Below are 24,992 nucleotides of genomic sequence, written 5' to 3' on the forward strand. Positions count from 1 at the left end.
GTGATTTGAAAACCATTGTGGCAAGCGGTCAAAAAGTCCATATTATAGAATCGGAAAAACCAGCAATTAGACCATCTTCTCTACTCATAAAGAACCTTCATTCGGCCATTTCGCCTGGGACTGAACTAAGCCTGATTAGAATAAGTGATGATCGAGAAATCACTTTAGGCTACAGTGCAGTCGGAGTTGTGATGGAGTGTGGTGAAGGCGTTGATGATTATTTACAAGGCGATCTCGTTGCTTGTTACGGTGCCCCTTATGTCGGACACTCAAAATATCTAGTAGTGCCAACTACGTTATGTGCAAAAGTTCCTGCTGGCGTAGAGCCCAAGGAAGCTGCGTTAGCAGGTATAGGCGCGATTGCGATTCATGCACTAAGGGTCGCCAAACTTGAGTTTGGGGAGACGGTGGTGATCGTTGGACTAGGCTTACTGGGTCAAATGATTGCAAAAATAGCTAATGCCGCTGCCTATAATGTGGTGGCTTTTGATATTGATTCAGCACGAGTAACAATGCTACAGAAGGACGAACATATTCGTTCGTTTTCTACGATTTCAGAGATGGAAAGCGAAATAGCAAAATGCACGAACAATCGAGGGGCGGATGCAGTTCTATTGTGTGCAGGTGGTAAACGTTCAACATTGACGCATCAAAGTTTAATATGGATTCGACCTCAGGGGAAAGTGGTGATTGTCGGTGATATAGAACCAGACTTCCCAAGGGATTTACTGTTTACTAAGGAAGCGCAAATTTTGATATCACGAGCGGGTGGTCCCGGGCGCTATGACCCCGTGTATGAGAGGCAAGCAATCGATTATCCATATGGCTATGTACGCTGGACAGAGGGAAGAAATGTAGCGGAATATTTACGTTTAGTTAATGACAAACGGATCAATGTCCAATCATTTTTAACTGATGAAGTTGATTTTTATGATGCGCCGGCCGCTTATGACGGGTTGATCAATACGAAGTCAACGTCCTTGACGAAAATTATTAACTATTAATTCGTAATTGAAATCAACCTATACACGTATGGTATCTATCATATAGAAGGGAGTGTTACAGATGTTGAAAGTTGGCGTTATCGGTGGAGGATCTATATCGGAGTTTCACATTAAGCCCTATTTGAAAAATGTCGGTGTGAAATTGCTTGCGCTATGTGATAGCAATGAGCAACGACTAGCCGAGGCGGGTGAGTGCTATGGTGTCACAGTGCTGTATAGCAGTTATGAAGAACTGTTGAAGAATGAGGACATAGATGCAGTGAGTATTTGTACTTGGAACAATACCCATGCAGAGATTGCTATTGCGGCATTAGAAGCAGGAAAGCATGTTTTAGTAGAGAAACCATTAAGTATGACTGTCGATCAAGCATTAGCTGTCCAAGCGGCAGTTGAGAAATCAGGGAAGTTATTACAGGTCGGTTTTGTCAGACGTCATGGGGATAATACAAAAATTCTCAAGGAATTTATCGACCAAGATGAATTTGGTGAAATCTATTATGCCAAGGCTTCTTGTTTAAGAAGACTGGGTAATCCAGGAGGCTGGTTTAGTGATAAATCTAAATCGGGTGGAGGACCTCTCATTGATTTAGGGGTGCATATGATTGATATTAGTTGGTATTTGATGGGGAAACCGCGTCCTGTCTCTGTTAGCGGAAATACGTATTCAAAGCTCGGCAATCGCAGTCATATTGAATGCTTATCCTTCTATCAGGCAGCTGACTATAATCCAACAGTCAATAATGTAGAGGATTTAGCAAATGCTCTCATTCGGTTCGACAATGGTGCATCTTTGTATGTGGATGTTAGTTTTACACTTCATGCGAAAAAAGATGAGTTATCCGTTAAATTATTTGGTGAAAAAGGTGGCGCTGAAATCGAACCGGAATTAGCAATGGTGACTGAAAAAAACAATACGATTTTAAATATAACCCCACAAATTGATAGTCTTAGCTTTGATTTTGAAGGAGCCTTTAGAAATGAAATCAACCACTTCGTGGACTGCTGTATAGAAGGAAAAGAAACGATTGCACCTGTTGCAGACGGTGTGCAAGTCATGAAAATGTTGAATGCCGTCTACGAATCTGCAAAAACAGGTAAAGAGGTTTATTTGTAAATGGACATGGTGGATAAGGATGTTGTCATTATCGGTGGTGGTCTTGGCGGGTGTGCGGCCGCATTATCGGCATGTGCTAAGGGTCTACATGTATTGCTTACTGAAGAAACCGACTGGATTGGTGGTCAAGTTACTTCACAAGGTGTACCACCTGATGAGCATCCATGGATTGAAGCCTGTGGTTCAACACGGAGGTATCAGGAGTACCGTCAGAAAGTCCGGGAAACGTATTTACGCATAATGGATGTAAAGATGACGACAACCCTGTGTAATCCGGGGAATGGTTTGGTTAGCAGCATTTGTCATGATCCAAGGGTGAGCCTACATGTATTAGAAGAAATGCTCATGCCGTATGCCTTAACAGGGCAGCTGACGATCAAATTAAACACCTCGGCTACTTCAATTAAAAAGAGTGACAGGACGTTAAATAGTGTCACCTATAAGAATTCAGTGACAGGAAAAGAGGAAACGGTTACTGCGTCCTATTTCATCGATGCAACAGAAACTGGAGATCTTTTACCATTAGCGGATGTGGAATATGTAACAGGGGCGGAAGCAAAAGTGGATACAAATGAACCGCATGCATTGGAAATCGCGGATCCTAATGATATTCAAGCATTCACCTATGTACTTGGGATGGAATATCGGCATGGGGAAGACCACTCGATTCCGGAGCCTGAGATGTACCCTTTTTGGAAAAAATTCCAACCGGATATATGGCCAGATAAGTATTTAAGCTTTTTTGCGCCACATCCGATTACGAAGGAGAAAAGAGAATACACGCTTTTTCGTCAAGAGACAGGTTTTCCGTTATGGGAATACCGACGAATTTTTGACCAGCAACAATGGTATACAGCGGTAAATGCAGGCGATGTCAGTCTCATGAATTGGCCGCAAAGTGATTATTTCTTAGGGAACATTTATGATGTCTCAGTAGCTGAAAAAGAGAAAAATAGCTACCAAGCAAAGCAGTTAAGTTTGTCACTTCTTTATTGGCTACAAACCGAAGCACCTCGGCCTGAAGGTGGCATCGGATATCCAGGATTGAAGCTTCGTAAAGATCTCTTTGCAACTGAAGATGGGCTAGCAAAAGCTCCCTATATTAGGGAATCCAGACGGATAAAGGCGGAATATACAATCGTAGAACAGGATGTTTCCCCTCATTTTAATGAAGGGAAAACGGGGAAAATGTATGAAGATCGGATAGGGATAGGTTCATATAGTATCGATTTACATCCAAGCATGGCAGGAAGAACTTATTTGGATATAGAAGCATTACCATTCCATATTCCATTAGGTGCGCTGATTCCAAAAGATACAAATAACCTGTTAGCTGGCTGTAAAAATATTGGAACCACACATATCACAAATGGTTGTTATCGCCTTCATCCAACGGAATGGAATATCGGTGAAGCATGCGGGGCTCTAGTTGCTTTTTGTATAAAAAATAAGGTGGACCCTAAATTAGTTCGTGAAAATAAACAGCTGTTAACAGCGTTTCAAGACCAGCTACGGGCAGATGGCTTTGAATTAGAATGGCCAAAAGAATTTTATGAATCCGGGGGTACCTTATGAAAATTAGTGTAAGTATGTATAGTCTTGCCTCTACTATAAAAAAAGAAAACTGGTCAATTGTCGATTTTATTGACTATGCAAATCGCATCTCATTAGATGGGGTGGAACTGCTCGATTTCTATTGGGCCAATAAAGAAGATAAAGAGCAAGAAATCGAGCAAGTACGAACAGCGTTGAAAAGCTATAACTTACAAGTGTCGGCATACGATGTCACAAATGATTTTGTAAAAGAATCTCGTGAAGAACGTGCGGAAGAAGTCAACAAGGTTCTGAACGGCATTGAAGTGGCAAAAAAATTGGGAACGAATATTGTCCGCGTATTTTGTGGTGATATCCATGGCGATGTAACATATGAAAAAGGGGCGGCTTGGATTATCGAAAGTCTAAAACAATGTGCAGCAGTAGCTGAACAAGAGCAAGTCTATTTGGCGATTGAAAATCATGGTTTATTAGCGGGTAAAAGTCAGCAAGTAAGCGAGATTATAAAAATAGTGAATAGTCCATACGTAAGATCAACATTTGATTCAGGGAATTTTTTGCTTGTTCATGAAAAGCCGACAGTTGCATTTGAGGTGTTGAAAAATGACATCGTTCATGTTCATTTTAAAGATTTTCGTGAAAAAGTGGGAGAGGAGCTCCTACGTGGATTCCGTTCAACAGAAGGATTGGAATTAATTGACGTGATTCCTGGAGATGGTGAAGTCGACCTAGCTTACATTGTAGGCGGATTAGTAGGCATACACTATGATGGTTGGTTATCAATTGAGTACGAAGGTCACGATGATGCGAAAAAGGCAAATGAAGTAGCTATTCATCGTTTAAGAAACCTATTGGAATAGGGGGATTGACGTAATGACGAAAATTATAATTGCTAGCCTAGAGAAGATAGACATTCGGAGTACATTAGAAAATGTACGCGTAATAGAGTCTGTTGACCAACTGAAAAATGCGGCAAGCGATGGGATTACATATGTGTTAGCGACTTCAGAGGAACAGATGAAAGTGCTAGAAAGTAGTGACCATGAAGTATATATACCCGCTTTTGCGTTAACAGCTGCTCATCAGCATATGGGACAGTATGTGTATTTTGATTTAGAAAGCTATCCATTTTATCAAAAAGTAAAAGAAGTTATCGGGAAAGAACAGAAACCTAAAGGGGTTCTTCGATTTAGGCGAATCGTTAAGCATGGTGGAAAACGATCATTGCTTGCAGGTGATTTATATGTTTTGTCTTCCTTGCTAGGCAAGCCTCAGGATGTTCAAGTAAAACAGACCAATCTATCTGTAACACCATCACATACCATTATTATGATAAATTTTGGTGGTGGAACGATGGCTCATATTGAATATACAGTAGCGGATCAAGAGAAGATTGAGCTTGAATGGAGTGGTATTCTACAGATACTTGAATTTGATAGTGAGCAAATGAAGCCAATCCAGTCAACTTTTCAACTACGCTACTCGGTCGATGCTATTTTAGCATCTGCACGAAAAGTAAACCAGGAGCTCATTGTTCAATTGAATGATTATAGCAAGCTTATCAATGGAGGTGCTCCTGTTTGAAGATTGGCATAATGAGTTTTGCGCATATGCATGCATATAGTTATGCGGATAGTCTGAAGAAATTACCTGACGTTGAGTTAGTCGGAATTTTTGATGACAATGAAGAAAGAGGACAGGAGGTTGCAAACCGATATGAGACGGTTCATTACAGTGATCAAGCAGCATTTCTAGCATTAGATATGGATGCGGTCATTATTTGTAGTGAAAACAATTGCCATAAAGAACTGGTTATTCAGGCTGCGAAGGCTAAGAAGCATATTTTATGTGAGAAGCCGATTGCTACTAATTTGGCAGACGCCCAAGAAATGATTCAAGTCTGCCAAGAACAAAGTGTTATTTTGCAAATTGCGTATCCAGTGCGCTTCAGCTCACCGATTCAACAGTTAAAAGGAATGATTGATAAAGGTGAACTAGGGGATATTGTCGCATTTCGGACGACAAATCGTGGGCAAAATCCCGGTGGTTGGTTCATTGATGAACAACAATCAGGTGGCGGGGCTGTATTAGATCATACCGTACATATGGTTGATATAATGCGTTGGTATTTACAGGAAGAAGTAACAGAGGTCAAGGCCATTGTCGATTCCTATTTTCATAATATAGCGATTGATGATGCAGGTATTCTCACATTGGAATTTGCAAATGGGGTTATCGCTTCACATGATGCAAGTTGGTCTCGTTTTGCACAATACCCAACATGGGGTGATGCAACAATCGAAGTGATTGGGACGAAACAAACAGTGAAAGTCGATGCTTTTAGTGAATACTTCAGAATGTTCGTCAGTGGGGAGAAATCATTGGAACATGTCTTTTATGGCAATGATATGGACTTTGGATTAATCAAAGACTTTGTTCATTGTGTAAAAGAAGGAAGAGAACCATCTATCACCGGCTATGATGGGCTGAAATCATTGGAAGTTTCATTGGCAGCGTATGAGTCAAATGAATTGCAAAAGGTTATTGAACTGTAAGTCGATAGGGCACGAATATGTGTCCTTTTATTGTTGAATCAAGAAAGGCGTTGATCATCATAGATAAAATTATTTATTGGGATACTCACGAAACCATTTTGTTTGCCGTAGAAGAATTAACAAGGTTAATGAGAGCAGCTGGATGTGAAAGTAAGATTGGTGATCAAGTTGCTTACACTGAAACCACTGAAAATCATAATAGAATCATATTGATAACAACCAATGGCTACCATGCATCGGTAGATATGAAAAAAACAATCACGGTAAATGATGATGGTTTTGCATTTGTTAGATCAGACAAAGATCTGTGGATCATTGGGAATGAGGTCCGTTCAATTCTATATGGGGTTTATATGTATTGTAGACAGCGATTTGGCTATCAGTGGATTCAGCTAGACAAAGAGACAATCGTTAAACCGAAGTCTCCTATGACAGATAAACTAAATGTGCACGAGCCATTGTTTGCTAGGCGCGGTAATATTATTGAAACGATTAATGATCCGGATTACATCCTATCCCTCATTGATTGGGGCGTTAAAAATGGCCAGAACGAGTATTTCTTTACGTTTTTCTTATGGGATGACATAAAATCGTATGTGACCCCTGCCTTGCGAAAACGGGGTGTTCATGTCACTTTAGGTGGGCATAGTTTAAGTTACTTGCTTAAGGAGATCCAAAAAGACACGAATGGTGACATGCTAAAGAAAGACGAAAAACTAAAGTTTTTTGCTGAAAATACATACCTTCAAGAAAAAGTCATCGATAAAATTGTTGCAATCTGTTTGGAGAATAAAGTAATTACTAGAATCTCATTGTGGCCAGAAGACATCGGAATTGATGAGAAAAATGCCAGCGGATTTTTACCAACTTATATTCGATTCACAGAAAAATTGAAGTCAGCGCTTCATAAGGAAGAGCTAGCTGTAGAGGTAGAATATATTGTCTACAATGCCGGTCTGTCTTGGAACATGTTAGAAAGGGAAAATCAAACCAAGGCCTCCGACCAAGTCGATGTTTTGTATGCTTATTGGGGAAGAGATTATTCATCGGCAATTGATGGAAAAGAACCTCGACAAGAAAGGGCTTACGTAGCGTTACAGGACTGGAGCAAGGAAACTGAAAAAAAGAGGAAGTCACTGACTGTTATTGAGTATTACAGCGATCATTTCATGTTATCGGAACTTTTTCCTCCGCTCCTTATGAGAATTCAGCAGGATTTACATGATTATAAACAGTTGCCTATTAACGGCGTGTTAAATTTGATTGTTCCACCGCATCCAAAACAACCTGATCGAATGGTTAACTACCCTTGGAAATGGATTCATCATTTGAATAATTATATGTACACCAGGATTTCCTGGGGAGAAGAGTATGAAGTAATTGCGGAAGAATATTTCGCAATATTCAATGATCATAATGTGGCGTTCTACGAGATGATTTTAGAACTAGAGAGACTTGTTTCTCTTCATACCAAATGGAATGCGCAATTATTTCCGGCTAGAGTTATCGATCCTGAAAAAATACAAGAATCAGTGCATGCCAAAGTGATATGTACATTTTTGGACACAGTTTATGAACGCTTGAACAAATGGGAATTAGCAGGAATTGAGCCTTTATTAGAAATTCAAATGAAGGAACATGATCTTGTATGTGCGGCGCAAGAAATGATGTGGATTTACTTTTATTATCTAAAAAAGATTGTTAAAAACTCTAGTACTGAATGGGCTTTAAAGGGAGGTTTCGAGAATGGGTTTTAGTCAATTACATTATTATATACCAACGGAAAAGCTGGAAAACGCCATCATTATTGAAAAAAATCTTATCATTTACGGGGGGACACCTGCCGGAATCACAGCAGCTATTCAAGCAACAAGAATGGGTCTAACAGTTGCAATCGTTGAGTTCAGTCATCATATCGGTGGGATGACAGCGAGTGGATTGGGTGCTACGGATCTTGGTGCAGAAGATGCGGTTGGTGGACTTTCTAAAGAATTTTATCAAGAAATTGCGAAATACTACAAAAAAGAAAAACAATGTACATTCGAACCGAAGGCGGCCCAGCATGTGTTTAATCAATGGATGAAAGACTATAATATTCCTGTTTATCTTAACCAGCATTTAGCGGAAGTTGTCAAAGAAGAGGGGGAGATAATAGAAATTCGAGTGGAAGATGGCAATCGTTATAAAGGAAAGTTCTTTTTGGATTGTAGTTACGAAGGTGATTTATTAGCTAAATCTGATGTTAGCTATTTTGTGGGGCGGGAGTCGAATGTAACGTATCAAGAAATTTATAATGGGATTCAGTTTGGTGCGCCTCATCATAAATTCGAGAAGTGGATAGATCCTTATGTTGTTGAAGGGCAGCCAGCTAGCGGACTATTACCTGGAATTACAGAGGATAATCCTAAACAATTGGGCTATCAAGGGCAAGGAGATCGTCGGATTCAGGCATATAATTTCAGGATTTGCTTGACACAGGAAAAAGAAATTCGTGTTCCTTTCCCAAAGCCACCACAGTATGATGCAGAACGATATCAACTGTTACTACGCTATATTCATGCGGGTGTTTGGGATGCAATGAACCTTCATACAATGCTGCCAAACGGAAAATCAGATTTAAATAATTATGGTGCCATTTCGACCGATAATTTGGGGAGGAATTATGATTGGCCGGAAGGTAGTTATGAAAGACGTGAGGAAATCTTTCAAGACCATCTAAACTATGATCTCGGTATGTTGTACTTTTTAGCGAATGATGCACGTGTTCCAGATGCTATACGTGAGGAGATGGCTACCTGGGGCTTACCGAAAGATGAGTTTGAGGAGACAGGGCACTGGCCACATCAGCTCTATATTCGTGAAGGACGGAGAATGATTTCTGATTATGTCATGACAGATCGCAATTGCCTGCAACAGACCTTCGTAAAAGACTCAATTGGTTTAGCATCGTTTCATATGGATTCACATAATTGCAGGCGTGTAGTCATTGATGGCAGATGCGTAAATGAGGGAGACGTTCAGGTAGCCATTGGTCCTTATGAGATTTCATATCGCTCGATTCGACCAAAGGCTGAGGAATGTACAAATCTACTAGTCCCAGTTTGTCTATCCTGTTCACATATTGCTTATGGTTCGATTCGAATGGAACCGGTATTTATGATTCTCGGTCAGTCAGCCGCGGCGGCGGCAGCTCTTGCCTATAAACATAAAACTACAGTTCAAGACGTCAAGTACGAAGAATTGAAGAAAGAGTTGTTAAAGGCAAACCAAGTTGTCGAGTGGGGCGCTGATCGACAAGACGATCCGATTAAGCGAATGGCAGCAACGTTTGGGAAAGAATAACGATAGGAGGGTCAAAGATGAAATTGATAGCATGGAATCGAAATCGCTTAGATGAGTTAGTAGCGTTATGGAATAAAGAACTGGCCGTTGATTTTCCGATGCGTGAAGAATTGTTTCAGCAAAATAGTTTTGATGATGTTAACGTTTCCAATAACAGTTCATATATGGCAGTAGACGATCAGGACTATGTGATTGGATTTGTCGTTACTAAACGATGGCAAGAAAAAATAGGTGTGCAGATGGATCCTAAAAGAGGCTGGATCCAAGTGCTGTTAGTAGACAGTGCTCATCGTGGAAAAGGGATTGGAACAAAGCTACTTAAACGTGCAGAAGCAGATTTACAGGGTAATGGTATTGAGGAAGTGCAATTGGCCGGAGATCCTTTTCACTATTTCTCAGGTATACCGGATCAATATCAGGCGACACAAAAATGGGTAGAAAAACATGGCTATGACAAAAGAATAGACACCTACGACTTACTTAATCATTTGGATAAAAAATATGACTTACCCGAGGATGAGTCAGTCACATTTTCAATCCTAAAAAAAGAGGAAGAAGCGGATCTGATTTCATTTCTAGTAAAATGTTTTCCAGGAAGATGGGTCTATGAAACGATGAAATACTTTGAAATGGCTGGGGATGGGCGGGAATTTGTCGTTGCTAAAAAGGAAGGTCGCATTATTGGTTTTTGTAGAATAAATGACAGTCAATCACCGTTCATTGCACAAAATGTCTATTGGAGCCCTCTATTTGGACAGGAAGTTGGCGGAATCGGACCATTAGGCATCGATCCAGAGCAACAAAAGCAAGGCTATGGTTTAGCCATTGTTCAAGCGGCAATGGTTTATCTACAACGACGACATATCGAAACAATCATTATTGATTGGACCATTTTGGTAGACTTCTATCAAAAGCTAGATTTTAATCCGTGGAAAAAGTATGGGGTTTATTTAAAAAACATTACTTGAAAAGGCTGTGTAGAATGGAAATTCGACGACTGGAAGCAAAGGAATTTGAACAAGCAATTCGCTTAGCTGATGATACATTTCGTGAAGAAGGACATCTCTCAATGGGGCAGGCATTCCCGCATGTTTTTTCAACGGTGCTTAAGCAATCTTATGGTGCTTTTGATGGAGAAAAATTAGTGAGCTTTATCGGACTAGTGCCTGGAACCATTCGGGTTGGTGAAGCTACGTTATCTGTTTTTTCACTAGGATCTGTTTGTACGCATGAAGCCTATCGACAACAAGGCATATCGACAATGATTTTACAAGAAATTTATCACAATGTCGATGAAGCGACTGCATCATTAATACTTGTCTCTGGTGATCGTGGCATGTATTTACGAAATCAATGTTATCGGTTTGGCAAAACCTATGCCTATACAATTGGTAAAACGAGTGAACATAAAGGGGAGTATGAAGGAGAAGTACGCAAGGGTCAGCCAAGTGATATTCTTCAGATAGATTGTCTTAGGCGAGCAACGAATGTTCGGTTTGATAGTAGTATTTGGGAATGGCAGGTCCTGATAAAGGCTGGGGGCTATTCGAGTATATTTAAGATGGATCAGGCGTTATATGTAGCCTGTAATGGTGTGGTAGAAGGGTATGCGGTGATTGCTATGCCTACCCCGGCTAGTACAAAAGACCATGCGATTGTAATCGAGTGGGGCGGTAATTCTAAAGCAGTTTATGGAATTTTACAAAACATGTTAGAAGCTAATCCTGTGAAAGAAATCAAACTGACGATTCCATGGCATGAGAAATTCTTCGAAGAAGTAAGCGAGTATCCATGTGAGGAGCTACAGAATGCTGGAACCATTCATATTGTGAATGCAGTAAGACTGATTGAACAGTTGAAGCCTTATTTATGCGCGAGAAATCCTGCATTAGCCCACAGTCTCTCCGTCGAACAAGTGGATGACCATCATGTAATTCTTCATTATAATCATGAATCAAAAATAGTACTGACGCTAGAAGATTTAGTGAGACTATTGTTTGATCCACAGGGGGAAAACTTGGATGAAGAGCTACAAACGATTTTTCCGATTCCATTGCCATATACAGAGGGTATGTATTTTGTTTAAGTATCATAAATCGGCACCTACTTCATCATAGAAGAGGATGCTGATTTTTTTTATAATAAAATGAAAGCGTTTTAAGTATATTCAATATAGTTTGTATTCAAAAACTATGGTAAACTATGTCTTGTTTGAAACTGGATATAGAAAAGAAGGTATTTTAATGACAGAAACCAACACGAAAAAAAGTTCCATGAAGCAACTAAATTTATTTCATCTTACTTGGCCTATTTTTTTAGAAGTTTTTCTTTTTATGTTAATGGGTATAGCAGACACTTTCATGTTGAGTGCATTATCAGATGATGCCGTGTCGGGTGTAGGGGCAGCCAATCAGTATGTGCACATTGCTATTCTAATCCTTGAAGTTGTTGGGAACGGGGCGGCGATTGTTGTCGCACAATATCTTGGATCGAAAAGGTATCTCGAAGCCTCAAAGATTTCTGCATTAGCGGTTACGTTGAATTTAATTGTTGGGCTTCTCATGAGTGTTATTTTTATCATGTTCTCAAGGCATATGATGATCGCGATGAATTTACAAGGCGATGTGTTAGAACATGCTTCAAAGTATTTAGTCATCGTTGGTGGAGCAATTTTCTTACAAGCCATCATCAACTCATTGTCAGCTATTATTCGTGTGCATGGCTTTACGAAACAAACGATGTTTGTGTCATTAGGTATGAATATTTTTCACGTAGTGGGTAACTATGCACTGATTTTCGGGAAATTTGGATTTCCAGAATTAGGTGTGCAGGGGGCGGCCATTTCTTCTGTTGTTAGCCGTTTTCTAGCGTTACTTGTGTTCTTTTGGTTGCTTTATCGGGTGATGGAGTACCGAGTTGAGTGGCGTTATTATATAACATTGTCCAAGGAATACATTCGAAAAATATTACAGATTGGTATTCCTTCTGCGTTTGAGCAAGTCATGTATCAAGGTTGTCAAATTGTCTTTTTGTATTATGTAACGTACTTAGGCGCAGAATCATTAGCTGCTAGGCAGTACGCGGTGAATATTTCTATGTTTACATATTTGTTCGCTATTGCGATCGGTATGGGGACCGCGATTATTGTTGGACGGTTTGTTGGTGGGAATGAGAAAGATCAGGCGTATACAAGCGTTTGGTCAAGTGTCAAATGGGCACTACTATTCACGGTGTCTATGGTAACACTCGTGATCCTATTCCGCTATCCATTAATGGGGCTATTTACAGACAATGAGGACATTATTAATATAGGGGCTTCTGTTTTATTGCTAAGTATTTTACTTGAGACAGGGCGTACGATTAATATTATTGTTATTTCCTCATTACGTGCAGCTGGAGATGCAAAATATCCGGTCATTATTGGGGCTTTTTCGATGGTTGCTATGAGTTTGCCATTAGGCTACTTTTTAGTGTTTGAATTAAACATGGGGCTCGTCGGTGTATGGCTAGCCATTGCGGCAGATGAATGGACACGAGCAGTCATAATGTACTTTAGATGGAAAAGCAGAAGATGGGAAAGATATGCCCTGGTATCGCCGAATAAGGATGTCGGGTGACATGTCCACATAATTGTATACAGTTATAAAGAAAAGCAGCCATATAAGTGAATGGCTGCTTTTCTCTGTATGAATGGGCTTAATAAATTGCCGCGGTAATTCCTTCATCATTATCAAACAGTAATTCAATCCTTGCTGCGAAGGGATCTCTGTTCAAAAATTCATCAATCCATAGACGCAGTGCTGCAATCAGGTCGGGCGTCATGAACACCTGTTGCTGTCCATTTACCGAGGCTTCTGCAGAAAAACCTTGCTCTTCTTCATCGTCGTAGAAAAGCTCTACTTCCACTTGTTCAGGTATGACATATTTTTTGCGAGCATGATAAAAACAGATTGCATTAATAATATTTTGCTCAGAAAGGATTAATCTCTCCATGGATTAATAATCTCTTCTTTCTTTTTTAGCCTTCAAGAGGACAAAGATTTTCCGTATGATAACGACTAAGAAGATGATCGCTAACGCATTGATGGCGAAGCCAAGTATAGATCCCAATATGCCCATGTTGGCAAAAAGACTACCGAATAGCAAACCAGCCAACCCGCCTATAAATAGACCTTTCATAAGACCGCCAGACATAAAACCACCTTTTTTGTCTTTAGTCGTTGTCGATTTGTTTGTTGTTGAGGAGTTATCTTCTTTCTTTTGAACATTCGAATTAGTAGTTTTACTATCATTCGTTGTATTATAGCTCTTTTTTCCTGATTTGTACTTTTTCGCCTCAGCAGTCGGATGGTCGTTGAAAACATAGTTTCCAATCGGTGATACGAGTAGCGTGATGACAAGTAAAGCTGCGAATAATTTTTTCACTTTCTAAACCCTCCATTGATTAGGTATGCGATTTTTACAACTAGTACATACCTTCATTTCTAGTCTATACTATTTTACGATATAAACCAAAGAAAGTTTCACTTTATTATGTAATTAGATTTTGAATGATTTTTACGTAATAGGGGATAACCGTAGGATTTGAAGTGATTGTTCTGTAAGTAAAAGGCAAACGATCTAACTAATATTATTCTGACAATTTAGGGATAATTACATAAAACGCTTTGGATAAAAGGATACTGTTAACGAAGACATAATTATTGTGTTAAAATTTAGGTTTGTATTGATTGATGATGTGACCATCTCTATTTTTGCATATTTTTATTAAAAGCTTTTAGGTAGACATTAGAATTAGGATGGTTTATGTAATTATGTTTTGTTTAATTTCAATAAAAAAGGTGGCATTCATTTGGGGAGACTAGAACACAGACAACAACAGAAACGGTTTACAGCATTTAGGAAATGGTGTAAATCAAGAAAACTACTAAAGAAACTTTTATTCGGTATTATTGGTGCTGTCATATGCGGTCTGTTAGTAGTTAATATGCTAATCGCATCAAGTGATGTGAGTAAATTAGAAGAACCCGAACCAAGACCAACATTTATTTATGATCAAAATGGAGAGGTTGCCAGTAAAATTTCTAATTCAAACATAGAGGGAGTTCATATTGAACAAATTCCTAAAGAACTAATTGAAGCGGTTATCTCTACAGAGGACCAACAATTTTACAAACATAGCGGTATTAATTACTTTGGCATTGCACGGGCATTGACTCAAAACCTACTAAAAGGAGAAGTTGTCGCCGGAGGGAGTACGATCACTCAACAGCTTTCGAAAAATGTATTCCTAACCCAAGAACGTACCTATACACGTAAGTTTAAAGAAGTTATTCTAACAAAAAAAATTGAAAGAGACTATTCAAAGAATGAAATTATGGAACGCTACTTAAATCAAATCTATTTTGGTGAAGGAGCATGGGGCGTTCAACGAGCAGCACAAGTCTATTTTGGAAAAGATGTAAGCGAACTAACATTAAATGAATCTGCTACATTAGCGGGGATCATAAAGGCTCCGACACACTTTTCGCCTTATAAAAGCATGGAAAAGTCAGTTAAACGACGGAACATTGTACTTTCTTTAATGAAAAGCGAAGGGTATATTACTCAAACTGATTTTGATCAGGCAATCGAACAAAAAATTGTGTTAACAGATAACACGAATGTGGATTATAAAGGAAAATATCCGTATTATGTTGACCATATTATTGATGAGGCAGTAAAAAAGTATCATTTAACTAAAAATGAAGTGCTATCTGGAGGACTTCACATTTATACAGAATTGAATCCTGTACTTCAAGATGCGATTGAAGAAGTGTATCAGGATGAAAACAATTTTCCGGCTAGTAAGCCAGATCAACTAATTCAAAGCGGGTCAATCTTCCTTAATCCTAAAACGGGTGGAATTAGTGCACTGGTTGGTGGAAGGGGAGAATATACGTATGGGCGTTTTAATAATGCTACGCAGTTAATTAGACAACCGGGATCGACATTAAAACCTATCGCCGTCTACACTCCTGCATTGGAGCAAGGCTATGAAATCTCTGATATGTTGGCAGATGAACCAATAAATATAAATGGGTATACACCCCGAAATTATGATAGACAATATCGTGGACAAGTTACCATGTATGATGCACTAGTAAATTCCTACAACATACCACCAGTCTGGCTGTTACATAAAATTGGGATTGAAAATGGTGTGCGTAGTGTTGAACGATTTGGAATACCATTAGAAAAAAATGATCAAAATCTTGGTCTAGCGTTAGGTGGCTTGCAACAAGGCACATCCCCCCTGTTAATGGCTCAGGCCTTTTCTGCTTTTCCAAACGATGGATTAATGATGGAAGCCCATGCCATTACGGAAATAAAAGATTCAGAAGGTAAAGTGATTGGAAAATGGAGTGAAAAGTCTATTCAAGTAACTGAACCTAAAATTGCACAGAAAATCACCTTTATGCTGAAAGGTGCTGTAGAACAAGGGACAGCTAAGAGGGCACAAATTTCCGGTTTAGAGGTAGCTGGAAAAACGGGTACCACGCAGCTCCCTTTCTCCGGCTCAGATGGATCGAAGGATCATTGGTTTATCGGATATACACCAGATATCGTTGGTGCAATTTGGTTAGGGTATGATAAAACCGATACCGAACACTACCTGACATCGACTAGTAGTTTCACAGCACCATCTATTTTCCAACAAATCCTATCTAAATCCATGAGTGAATTACCTACGAAAGAATTTAGTATGCCATTGATTGAGAAGCAGAAAAAGGAACTAGAAAAAAAGAAAGAGCAGAGAAAAGAGAAAGAAAAGATGAAAGATAAAGAGAAGAAGAAAGAAAAAGGAATAGAAAAGGAGAAAAGGGAGCAAGAGAAAGAAAAAAGGGAGCAAGAGAAAGAAAAGAAGAAAAGAGAGAAAGAGAAAGAGAAAGAGAAAGAGGGGGGAAATAGCTGATAAATAGAAAAGTCAACTGCTCACCGCTTATTAACCCTTTCTTAAGATTTTTTAACATCTTCCCTTCTTCCCCCATATGTATAGAGAAGGAAGGGGTGGGTAAGATGGTTTCAATGGAGCCAATTGTACTTGGGGACTATTCGTATACGGCAGTAACTGTTCGTTTACCGAAAACGACATTGTTAACGGTTTCGAATGACAAAGGTTACATTATGTGTGGTGCACTAGATGTAGGACTTCTAAATACACAATTACAAGATCGGAAAATAGTTGCGGGTCGAGCGGTCGGTGTGAAGACCATTGAGCAATTGCTAAAAGCGCCACTTGAATCGGTTACACTTGAAGCGGAACAACTTGGTATTTATGCGGGGATGAGTGGAGAACAAGCTTTGTTGAAAATGGTGTAACTTTATACAGCAGATGTGTCTCACTTCTATAGTTGGTTTAAGAAGGGCGGCCTCCGACTGATCATAGAGAATGATTAGACATCCAGGAGGGCGTCTCTTTCTTTCCATAAAGTATTTCATGTACACAAAGCTTTCTTTCATTCGTAACTGTACCAATTCAACGAGAAATTAGGTAAAATGAGCCTTAAACTATTTTCGGGCTGGATGAGCGAGGTCGTTATGATTCACTTTCATTCATACTATCGGGGAGGTACATATGTTTTTTATCGAAGCAAAACGGATTATGGTAGTGATTTTCGGTTCTTTATTAGTCGCTATATCTCTTAACTTTTTCTTAATCAATGCAAATGTCTATGCAAGTGGATTTGCCGGTGCTGCACAGTTGACGTCTAGTGTCTTTGAAGATTATGTAGGCATTCGTATCAGCACTGGTATTTTATTGTTGGTATTTAATATTCCGGTCTTTATATTAGGATGGTTTAAGGTAGGAAAAGGATTTACCATCTATAGTATTGTTTCCGTTATTTTTGCAACTCTTTTTATGGAAATCCTGCCTGTTCTGTCCGTATCCGAGGATATTATTTTAAATGCCGTATTTGGTGGCGTAATCGCTGGAGTGGGTATAGGGTTATCATTAAAATTAGGTGCTTCTACAGGCGGTATGGATATTGTTGCGATGGTCTTATCACGTTTACAAGATAAACCGATTGGCATGTACTTTTTATTACTTAACGGCGTTATTATCGTGTTGGCCGGAATCGTCTATGAACCCGAAAACGCATTGTATACGATGTTAACATTGTATGTTACGACGGCAGTCATCGATATGATTCATACACGCCATGAAAAGGTGACAGCAATGATTGTGACACACAAAGCAGAAGAATTACAACAAGCCATTCACAACAAAATGGTACGAGGGATAACGATTCTTCCTGCGAAAGGTGCTTATTCAAAAGAAGATAAAAGTATGCTGTATCTGGTGATCACACGTTATGAACTATATGATTTAGAAACGATTATTAAGGAAGTCGATCCACATGCCTTTACGAATGTGGTTCAAACGGTAGGGATTTTTGGCTTCTTTCGACGAGAAGGCGAAGTCGTCAGCAAAAAACATTGATTATCTAGAAAAAAGTATCATTCCCTTCAATTTTGTTCATCCTAACAAAAAGGAGGTGTGATACGATGGCTCAAGAAATTTTATGTGAAGTGAATAACTGTAAATTTTGGAGTGCTGGAGACAAATGTAGTGCGAAATCGATTTATGTCGTAAGCCAAAAGGGAAAAAAGGCAGCGAGTAGCGAAGAAACGGATTGTAAAACATTTGCCCCAAGGGATTAAAACCTAAGTAGTTAACACTTTGCAGGGCCTAGAATCATGCCTGTGACCCCCTTTTATGGTGAGGGTATTTTCATAATAAAAATATCCTCGAACCTCCTTCCACGTTCAATCGCGGAAGGAGGTTTTTTGTCGAATAATTGGTTTTTATATAAAGCGAAATGGTGAATATTTTGACTGTTTAGGGGGGATAAAAAAAGTGTAATAACCCTTATTTTTCACGTATATTCATGATAGACTTAGAATATATCATGAATAGAAAAAGGACGTGTTTTGTATGGTAGGACGTAATGAGCCATGCCCATGTGGCAGCGGAAAGAAATATAAGAAATGTTGTGTTTCGAAAGCAACAGTTTCAATAGAGGAAGTACAAGTAGAAGAGTTAGAAAGAGTTTTGCAAGCTTTTTATGAAGAGTATCCAGAAAGACGTGACATAGGAGACTATCTACAGGTAGCGAACAAGTGGAAAGACGCGCTACAGTCCAATTTGGTTGAAGAGATGATAGAAGCAATTGCAGTGGATGAATTTTTCTTCCACCATAAACCACAAATTTGGACAGGTTATTTAGACAAGCAACGTAAGAAGATTGTTCGCCCATCTGTTGTAAAAGTTTTAGAGACCTGGAACAATCCACGTGCCTTTATCGGAGAGGTCGTTGCAGTTGACGAAGCTTACCTATCAGTTAAGAGTATTTTTGCAGATGAAACGATACAGTTAAGACGCGAAAGTGAAAAACCAGTCCCAGTAGGGGTACATCTATATTGCTTCCTCTTGCCGGATGGAACGGCTAAAAACGATCATTATCTGGCCGTGTCTAGCCTGGTATTCTTCCCAACGGATCATCATAAAGTGTTCGGGCAGTTTGTAAAGCAGTTTGAGGCACAACAGTTGCCAGTTGCTACGTTTATGAAAGAGAATGGTATGGAGTTTTGGAAACTGATTGGTGAAGATGGTTATGGTGGTGAAGAATTCACCAATTTTGAATCAGGTGTTCTACTCCGAGCAAAAGAATTTCTAGATAAAAATGAGCGCGAATCTGATAAGCTAGTTGAAGTATTAGAAGATTATTTAGTAGAGCAGCAGCCTAAAGCTCGAAAAGAGGTTGCCATTGCAGCAGGTGCCATTCGATTTGGCCAGGAAAACGGATTATTCGAGCCACTTCAGCTGACGATTAAAGAAATCGCAGAGTGGTTTGAAATCTCAACGTCTTCTTTGAATAAATATTATAATGATTTAAATGCCTATTACACGAGCAAGGTATAATTGAAGATATCTCACTCACTGGAGAAAATCCGGTTGAGTGGGATTTTTTTTATCGGAAAATGAAACGAAATGAAAACTCGCCCCGTTATACTGGATGAAAGCCCAAAACGAGACATGCGCATGATCGTTTAAGTAAGGAGGTCAATAATGCAAGAGGATATTCATTGGATTCAAGAAGTGTTAGCTGGCAACAAGCAAGCCTATGCACATCTGATTAATAAATATAAAAACCCATTATATGCAACAATTTTAAGGATGACAAAAAATCCACATGATGCACAAGATTTAGTACAGGAAGCCTTTATCAAAGTGTATGAGCAGCTTAGGAAATATGACGAGACAGGAACATTTGCTAGTTGGATGTATCGTGTTGCCATTAACCATTGTATGGATGAATTCCGCAAAAAACGTTATAAAATGCAGCAGGTTGAAATTGAAGAAGGAAGTATCGTCAGTTCAGATACGCCCGAAATCATTTTCATGAAAAATGAAGAAAGTAGGCGGCTAGAACGACTTGTCGCTACATTGCCGGAGGATGAGCGAATCATTATTTTGTTGCGCTATGTCAATGAACTAAGTTACCAAGAAATTAGTGAGTTAGTAGATACGCCACTGGCAACGGTGCGGAACAAATTGTACCGGGCCAAGAAGAAAATGAGAGCGACGGTTAAACGTGAAGGAGGAAATTTTCATGAAGTGTCCAACTGGCGATAAGCTTTCACAGTATGTAGATGATCGACTGGCGCATGACGATGTAGCAATGCATGTTCACAATTGTACGCAGTGCCAGCAAGTTGTTGCCACTTTTGAGCGCGAGCAACAATTTATCAAAGAAACGTTACAAACGCCGACGTTACCTGATGATTTCACTACCATAGTGCTGAATCAGTTGGAGCCTTATGAGCGGCAGGTTAAGCGTAAAAAACTAGCACCTTGGAAACGGGTTTTATTCGCAGCAGCGGGGGTTGTATTGGCACTTGGGGTAAGTGCAACGCTAAATCCGAGTTTTGCCGAGTGGATAGGTGGACTGTTCTCAACCGAACAAGTGGATGATGGTTTAAAAATGGCTATGGAAGCTGGTTTAACGGAGCGGGTTAATCTCGAGGTGGTAGATAACGGGATGACTTTAAAAGTGGAGGATGTTCTCGCTGACTCCTCTAGAGTAGCAGTATCCTACCAAATTTTAAATAGGGACGGAGAGCCACAAGATGCAGATTTGAGATGGGGGGAATCTGGGAATGAAATCATAGTAATTGATCAGAATGGAACTGAACTTAGTCAAATGGGTGTGGGGTGGCAACAGGGAACTGACTACGGATTAATCGAAATTCCACTGAATGATAAGGAGTCATTGGAGAAAATGATAGTGAAATTTGATTTAGCCGAGTTGGGTGGCGTAAAGGGCAGTTGGAAACTGGAGGTTCCCATCGATTTAACGAAAAAAAGGAATTTAACAACTACTGTTTCATTGCAGGGGGCGAAAACAAGCCAACAGGGTGTGGTTGTCAAAATGAAGGAAGTGCAATACGCCCCGTCTTCTACCAAATTATTTTATGAAACGGGTTTTACGAAAGAAGAACAAGCAAGTTTGACAAAAGATATACAAAAATTAGAGTCGCAATTCGGCATAAAATATGATCGTTTTAGAAATCCATTTGAGAGCTATAAGACAGACATACAATATCATATCGAAAATGGCGACGGTAAAGTAATTGCCTCTAATAATGCTTTTACAGAAGGGAAAGGACACCCCATCGATGTTGGTCTACTAGATGGCTCAAATAATGATACTGGACAAATGGGTCAACTTGCGGTCACTCGATCATTTATCCCGCAAAAAGAAGATGACAAACTAACATTTGTGTTGGATGGCATTTTTAAAACGGTGCCTTCTGACTTTTCCATTAAAATAAAACCGGAAGAATTGAAAAAAAATCCGCTTACCTTTGACTACGAAGGTAACTATATGACGATAAAGAAAGTGGAAAAACAAAGGGAGAATGTCTATTCTAGGTCTTCTACCCCGGTTGAACCGAAAATGGTTTGGGGTATCGAAATGGAAGGCGGAATAGAAGTACCTGCCTCAAGACTTGAGACCTGGATTTTAACGGATGATAAGGGGAACTCATATCCTACAGTTAACAATTGGTCCATTTTGGATGAGAAAGATAAGAACGGCCGTTACAAGACAACTATTCATCTTGCAGTCCCTGATTTAGATGAAGAACCAGAAGAATTGACGTTGCATTTGGTTTCTGTGACACGTTATGAGGAGATTGAAGACGTGTGGGCTGTACCATTATATAAATAAATATAAACAAATTATGACGTCAGCCATCTCTTATAGATGGCTGATTTTTCATGATAGGTAACCATTTTGCTGACTTTTTGCATAGTTTAGAGAGTGGTGCTTGCTGTTATAGATAAGCAATAATTATCTCATTTTTGAAAGTTTTTTATTGACAATAAAATAGCGAGTTCAGTAGAATAATAAAGTTGATGCATAGCTAGAGGCAAGCATTCACCGCGTGGACAGGAGTGAAAAACACGCGATAAACATAAATCGGAAAACAGTTAAAGCGCCAGTGCTGAAGAAATCGAAAGCTGCATAGCTTCAGCAGACGAGGTGGAGGAGTATCGAATTTTCGGCGGGAGCCTCCCGATCGCAATTGCCCGGTTGTAATTTTGCTAGCAAATCGTTTGAGTGATCGAGCGGACAAAGGAGCAAAAAGGCAAAATTCTTAAGTAATAGGCAAGTACGCTTCGCTCATGCAGCTGAGGTGTAGTTAAGTGTTGCTAATTTTGCAAACATCGGAGGAAACGAAATGTGTGGAATTGTTGGTTATATTGGAGAAGTAGATGCAAAGGAAATCCTATTAAAGGGTCTTGAAAAATTAGAATATCGTGGCTATGATTCAGCAGGCCTTGCTCTTCGCGATGAAAAAGGCATCACAGTAATAAAGGAAAAAGGGCGTATTGCAGATCTTCGTACAGCTGTCGATACTACAATCTCGGCGACGGTAGGTATCGGCCATACACGCTGGGCCACGCATGGCGTACCGAATCGTACGAACGCGCATCCCCATCAAAGTGCAACAAGCCGGTTTAGCCTTGTGCACAATGGTGTGATTGAGAATTATAACATCTTACAAAAACAATATTTGCAAGGTGTTTCAATGAGCTCTGATACAGATACAGAAGTCATCGTGCAGCTCATTGAAAAATTTGTGGGAGATGGCATGGCAACAGAAGTAGCCTTCCGCCATACGTTATCTTTACTTCATGGATCCTACGCGATTGCCATGCTGGATACTGAAGAAACAAATACTATATTCGTTGCCAAGAATAGAAGTCCGTTGCTAATCGGCGTAGGCGAAAATTTCAATGTTGTTGCCTCTGATGCAATGGCGATGCTGCAAGTAACGGATCAATATATAGAACTACATGATAAGGAAGTCGTCATTGTTCGACAAGACGCGATTGACATCATGACATTGGATGGTACGAAAATAGAACGTTCGCCTTATGTAGCAGAGCTTGACATGAGCGACATTGAGAAAGGTACCTACCCGCACTATATGCTAAAAGAAATAGACGAACAGCCAGTTGTTGTCAGGAAGATTATTCAAGCATATGAAAATGAGCGGGGCGAGCTGACTGTGGATGCGGCTATTGTAAATGCATGTAAGGAAGCTGACCGTCTATACATTATTGCAGCAGGTACCAGTTATCATGCGGGCTTGATTGGCAAGCATTATTTTGAAAAAATCGCTGGCATTCCAGTAGAAGTGCATATTTCAAGCGAATTTGGCTATAACATGCCTCTGCTATCGGAAAAACCTTTATTCCTGTTCATTACCCAATCAGGTGAAACAGCCGACAGCCGACAAGTATTAGTAAAAATGAAAGCACTTGGCCATCCAACTATCACGCTGACCAACGTTCCAGGTTCAACACTTTCTCGCGAAGCAGACCATACATTACTGCTTCACGCAGGTCCTGAAATTGCGGTTGCTTCGACAAAAGCCTACATTGCTCAAGTAGCAGTTCTTGCTATCGTCGCTTATGTAGTAGCGCAGGGAAGAGGCAGAACTGTAGAGGTTGAGTTGAAGAAAGAGCTTGCGATTGCTGCAAACGCTATTCAAGCACTTGTAGATTCAAAAGAAGAAATGGCACAAATCGCACATGAATTTTTAGCAGAGTCACGAAATGCATTCTTCATCGGCAGAAGTCTCGATTTCTACGTTAGCTTGGAAGGTGCACTGAAGGTCAAAGAAATCTCCTATATTCAAGCAGAAGGCTTTGCTGGTGGAGAATTAAAGCACGGGACGATTGCCCTGATTGAACAAGGCACCCCCGTTATTGCATTGGCTACACAACAGGCATTAAGTCCGAATATCCGTGGAAATGTCAAAGAAGTCGTTGCAAGGGGAGCAATTCCTTGCATCCTGTCAATGGAAGGCATAGAAGAGGAGGGCGATCGTTTTGTCGTGCCTCCAGTCCATGAATTATTAACGCCACTTGTAGCAGTAATCCCTATGCAACTGATTAGTTATTACGCTGCACTTCAAAGAGGTTGTGACGTCGATAAACCGCGAAATCTTGCCAAGTCTGTTACGGTAGAATAAGGTTGGGATTGAATTTATAAACATTGTCCAGTTACATTATAGTTGGTAACTTTACATTATAGTTGGTAACCTGACATTATAGATGGTAACTTTACATTATAGTCGGTTACTCCTTGCAATAAGTGGTATACAAAATAAACGTCTTCTAGAGATCCATTTCTCCAGAAGACGTTTTTTCTTTTATTTAGGCTTTGTTAAAGGACAAGGTTGAATAATCAAATGATGAATGTGGAGAATGGGTTCCCTATATTATACTGGGCATATATGTTAAAATAAATATAATGTTGTGAAAGTTTTCACTTAAACTAACGAAGCAGGTTAATTCAATAAAGGAGGATAATTTGTGAGAGATAGAGGTTCGGTTGTGCTTGTAGAAGATAACAAGGTTGGACTGATTAAAAGAATTAGGAACGGTTCTGTTTACTATGTTTTTCCTGGTGGTGGAATTGAAGAAGGTGAAAATCCCGAAGCAGGGGCAAAAAGAGAAGCCTTTGAGGAATTAGGTGTAAAAGTCAATATTAATGAGTGCTTTGCAAAGGTTGAGTTTAACGGTACACAATACTTTTTCTTAGCTGAAATTGTTGATGGTACTTTTGGTACTGGACAAGGTGAAGAATACACCAATGAAAATAGAGATAGAGGTACATATTTGCCAATACGGGTAGATATAGAAAAACTATCAATCCTTGACGTTAAACCGAAAGAAGTTGCTCTAAAAGTACAATCTATCTTCAACTAACGGGTGCTTTCTTACGTCCAGTCAAGTGTTTTCTTTAACTTTATTTGCTCATATTATTTATGTAGGTTGGGGGCAAATGAAAATCTAAC

At 39.6% G+C, this 24,992-nt stretch carries 22 protein-coding genes; 20 read left to right on the forward strand and 2 right to left on the reverse strand.

Translation table 11 applies throughout. From position 1 onward, the window contains the following. The first annotated feature begins 5 nt into the window (after positions 1–5). The 11 genes from ACIQ0H_RS17580 (at position 6) to ACIQ0H_RS17630 (ending at position 13,186) form a co-directional block, all read left to right on the forward strand. Complete coding sequence (locus ACIQ0H_RS17580) at positions 6–1,004, forward strand: zinc-dependent alcohol dehydrogenase (RefSeq protein ID WP_403417544.1); 999 nt, start codon at positions 6–8, stop codon at positions 1,002–1,004. A 61-nt stretch (positions 1,005–1,065) separates the two neighbouring features. Continuing rightward, positions 1,066–2,118 carry a Gfo/Idh/MocA family protein gene (locus ACIQ0H_RS17585; RefSeq protein ID WP_403417547.1) on the forward strand — a complete coding sequence of 351 codons (1,053 nt, stop codon included), beginning with the start codon at positions 1,066–1,068 and terminating at the stop codon, positions 2,116–2,118. After that, positions 2,119–3,693 (forward strand): FAD-dependent oxidoreductase, encoded by a 1,575-nt coding sequence (locus ACIQ0H_RS17590; protein WP_403417549.1) that lies wholly within the window; start codon positions 2,119–2,121, stop codon positions 3,691–3,693. After that, entirely contained in the window at positions 3,690–4,532 is an 843-nt protein-coding gene (locus ACIQ0H_RS17595; RefSeq protein ID WP_403417552.1) for a sugar phosphate isomerase/epimerase family protein, read from the forward strand. The genes ACIQ0H_RS17590 and ACIQ0H_RS17595 overlap by 4 nt, the downstream gene beginning before the upstream one ends. Positions 4,533–4,545: 13 nt before the next feature. Next, positions 4,546–5,256, forward strand: a complete 711-nt coding sequence (locus ACIQ0H_RS17600) for a hypothetical protein (RefSeq protein WP_403417554.1) — start codon at positions 4,546–4,548, stop codon at positions 5,254–5,256. Further along, positions 5,253–6,227, forward strand: a complete 975-nt coding sequence (locus tag ACIQ0H_RS17605; protein ID WP_403417557.1) for a Gfo/Idh/MocA family protein — start codon at positions 5,253–5,255, stop codon at positions 6,225–6,227. Before ACIQ0H_RS17600 ends, ACIQ0H_RS17605 begins: the two co-directional genes overlap by 4 nt. Before the next feature lie 50 nt (positions 6,228–6,277). Next, positions 6,278–7,984, forward strand: coding sequence for an alpha-glucuronidase family glycosyl hydrolase (locus ACIQ0H_RS17610; protein WP_403417559.1), 1,707 nt, complete (start codon positions 6,278–6,280; stop codon positions 7,982–7,984). Next, positions 7,974–9,569 carry an FAD-dependent oxidoreductase gene (locus tag ACIQ0H_RS17615; protein ID WP_403417561.1) on the forward strand — a complete coding sequence of 532 codons (1,596 nt, stop codon included), beginning with the start codon at positions 7,974–7,976 and terminating at the stop codon, positions 9,567–9,569. Before ACIQ0H_RS17610 ends, ACIQ0H_RS17615 begins: the two co-directional genes overlap by 11 nt. A gap of 17 nt (positions 9,570–9,586) precedes the next feature. After that, positions 9,587–10,537 carry a GNAT family N-acetyltransferase gene (locus ACIQ0H_RS17620; protein ID WP_403417564.1) on the forward strand — a complete coding sequence of 317 codons (951 nt, stop codon included), beginning with the start codon at positions 9,587–9,589 and terminating at the stop codon, positions 10,535–10,537. A 14-nt stretch (positions 10,538–10,551) separates the two neighbouring features. Next, positions 10,552–11,655, forward strand: a complete 1,104-nt coding sequence (locus ACIQ0H_RS17625; RefSeq protein WP_403417566.1) for a GNAT family N-acetyltransferase — start codon at positions 10,552–10,554, stop codon at positions 11,653–11,655. A 106-nt stretch (positions 11,656–11,761) separates the two neighbouring features. Next, a complete protein-coding gene (locus ACIQ0H_RS17630) occupies positions 11,762–13,186 on the forward strand; it encodes an MATE family efflux transporter (RefSeq protein WP_403417568.1) in 1,425 nt (474 codons plus the stop codon). 79 nt (positions 13,187–13,265) lie between these two features. Here ACIQ0H_RS17630 and ACIQ0H_RS17635 read toward each other — a convergent pair whose 3' ends face one another. Both ACIQ0H_RS17635 and ACIQ0H_RS17640 read right to left on the reverse strand, forming a co-directional pair. Beyond that, complete coding sequence (locus tag ACIQ0H_RS17635) at positions 13,266–13,562, reverse strand: YxcD family protein (protein WP_403417571.1); 297 nt, start codon at positions 13,560–13,562, stop codon at positions 13,266–13,268. 3 nt (positions 13,563–13,565) lie between these two features. Further along, a complete protein-coding gene (locus ACIQ0H_RS17640) occupies positions 13,566–13,994 on the reverse strand; it encodes a hypothetical protein (protein WP_403417574.1) in 429 nt (142 codons plus the stop codon). A gap of 427 nt (positions 13,995–14,421) precedes the next feature. Between ACIQ0H_RS17640 and ACIQ0H_RS17645 the strand changes: the two genes are divergently transcribed. The 9 genes from ACIQ0H_RS17645 (at position 14,422) to ACIQ0H_RS17685 (ending at position 24,903) form a co-directional block, all read left to right on the forward strand. Next, complete coding sequence (locus ACIQ0H_RS17645; RefSeq protein ID WP_403417576.1) at positions 14,422–16,524, forward strand: transglycosylase domain-containing protein; 2,103 nt, start codon at positions 14,422–14,424, stop codon at positions 16,522–16,524. A 104-nt stretch (positions 16,525–16,628) separates the two neighbouring features. Further along, positions 16,629–16,931, forward strand: coding sequence for a YunC family protein (locus tag ACIQ0H_RS17650; RefSeq protein WP_403417579.1), 303 nt, complete (start codon positions 16,629–16,631; stop codon positions 16,929–16,931). Between the two features lie 256 nt (positions 16,932–17,187). Then, complete coding sequence (locus tag ACIQ0H_RS17655) at positions 17,188–18,054, forward strand: YitT family protein (protein ID WP_403417581.1); 867 nt, start codon at positions 17,188–17,190, stop codon at positions 18,052–18,054. A 65-nt stretch (positions 18,055–18,119) separates the two neighbouring features. Further along, positions 18,120–18,275 (forward strand): DUF1540 domain-containing protein, encoded by a 156-nt coding sequence (locus ACIQ0H_RS17660; protein ID WP_403417583.1) that lies wholly within the window; start codon positions 18,120–18,122, stop codon positions 18,273–18,275. Positions 18,276–18,549: 274 nt separating this feature from the next. Next, positions 18,550–19,536 carry a YecA family protein gene (locus tag ACIQ0H_RS17665; protein WP_403417585.1) on the forward strand — a complete coding sequence of 329 codons (987 nt, stop codon included), beginning with the start codon at positions 18,550–18,552 and terminating at the stop codon, positions 19,534–19,536. A 147-nt stretch (positions 19,537–19,683) separates the two neighbouring features. After that, positions 19,684–20,250 (forward strand): RNA polymerase sigma factor, encoded by a 567-nt coding sequence (locus ACIQ0H_RS17670; RefSeq protein WP_403417586.1) that lies wholly within the window; start codon positions 19,684–19,686, stop codon positions 20,248–20,250. Next, the gene (locus ACIQ0H_RS17675; RefSeq protein ID WP_403417589.1) at positions 20,228–21,847 is read left to right on the forward strand and encodes a DUF4179 domain-containing protein; all 1,620 of its coding nucleotides are present in this window, start codon (positions 20,228–20,230) and stop codon (positions 21,845–21,847) included. The genes ACIQ0H_RS17670 and ACIQ0H_RS17675 overlap by 23 nt, the downstream gene beginning before the upstream one ends. 514 nt (positions 21,848–22,361) lie before the next feature. Then, on the forward strand, positions 22,362–24,164 hold the full coding sequence (gene glmS / locus ACIQ0H_RS17680) for a glutamine--fructose-6-phosphate transaminase (isomerizing) (protein ID WP_403417591.1): 1,803 nt from the start codon (positions 22,362–22,364) through the stop codon (positions 24,162–24,164). 343 nt (positions 24,165–24,507) lie between these two features. Further along, positions 24,508–24,903, forward strand: coding sequence for an NUDIX hydrolase (locus ACIQ0H_RS17685; protein ID WP_403417594.1), 396 nt, complete (start codon positions 24,508–24,510; stop codon positions 24,901–24,903). Positions 24,904–24,992 lie beyond the last annotated feature (89 nt).

Origin of the sequence: Sporosarcina sp. NPDC096371 (genome assembly GCF_044762865.1) — a bacterium.
Taxonomy (GTDB): Bacteria; Bacillota; Bacilli; order Bacillales_A; family Planococcaceae; genus Sporosarcina.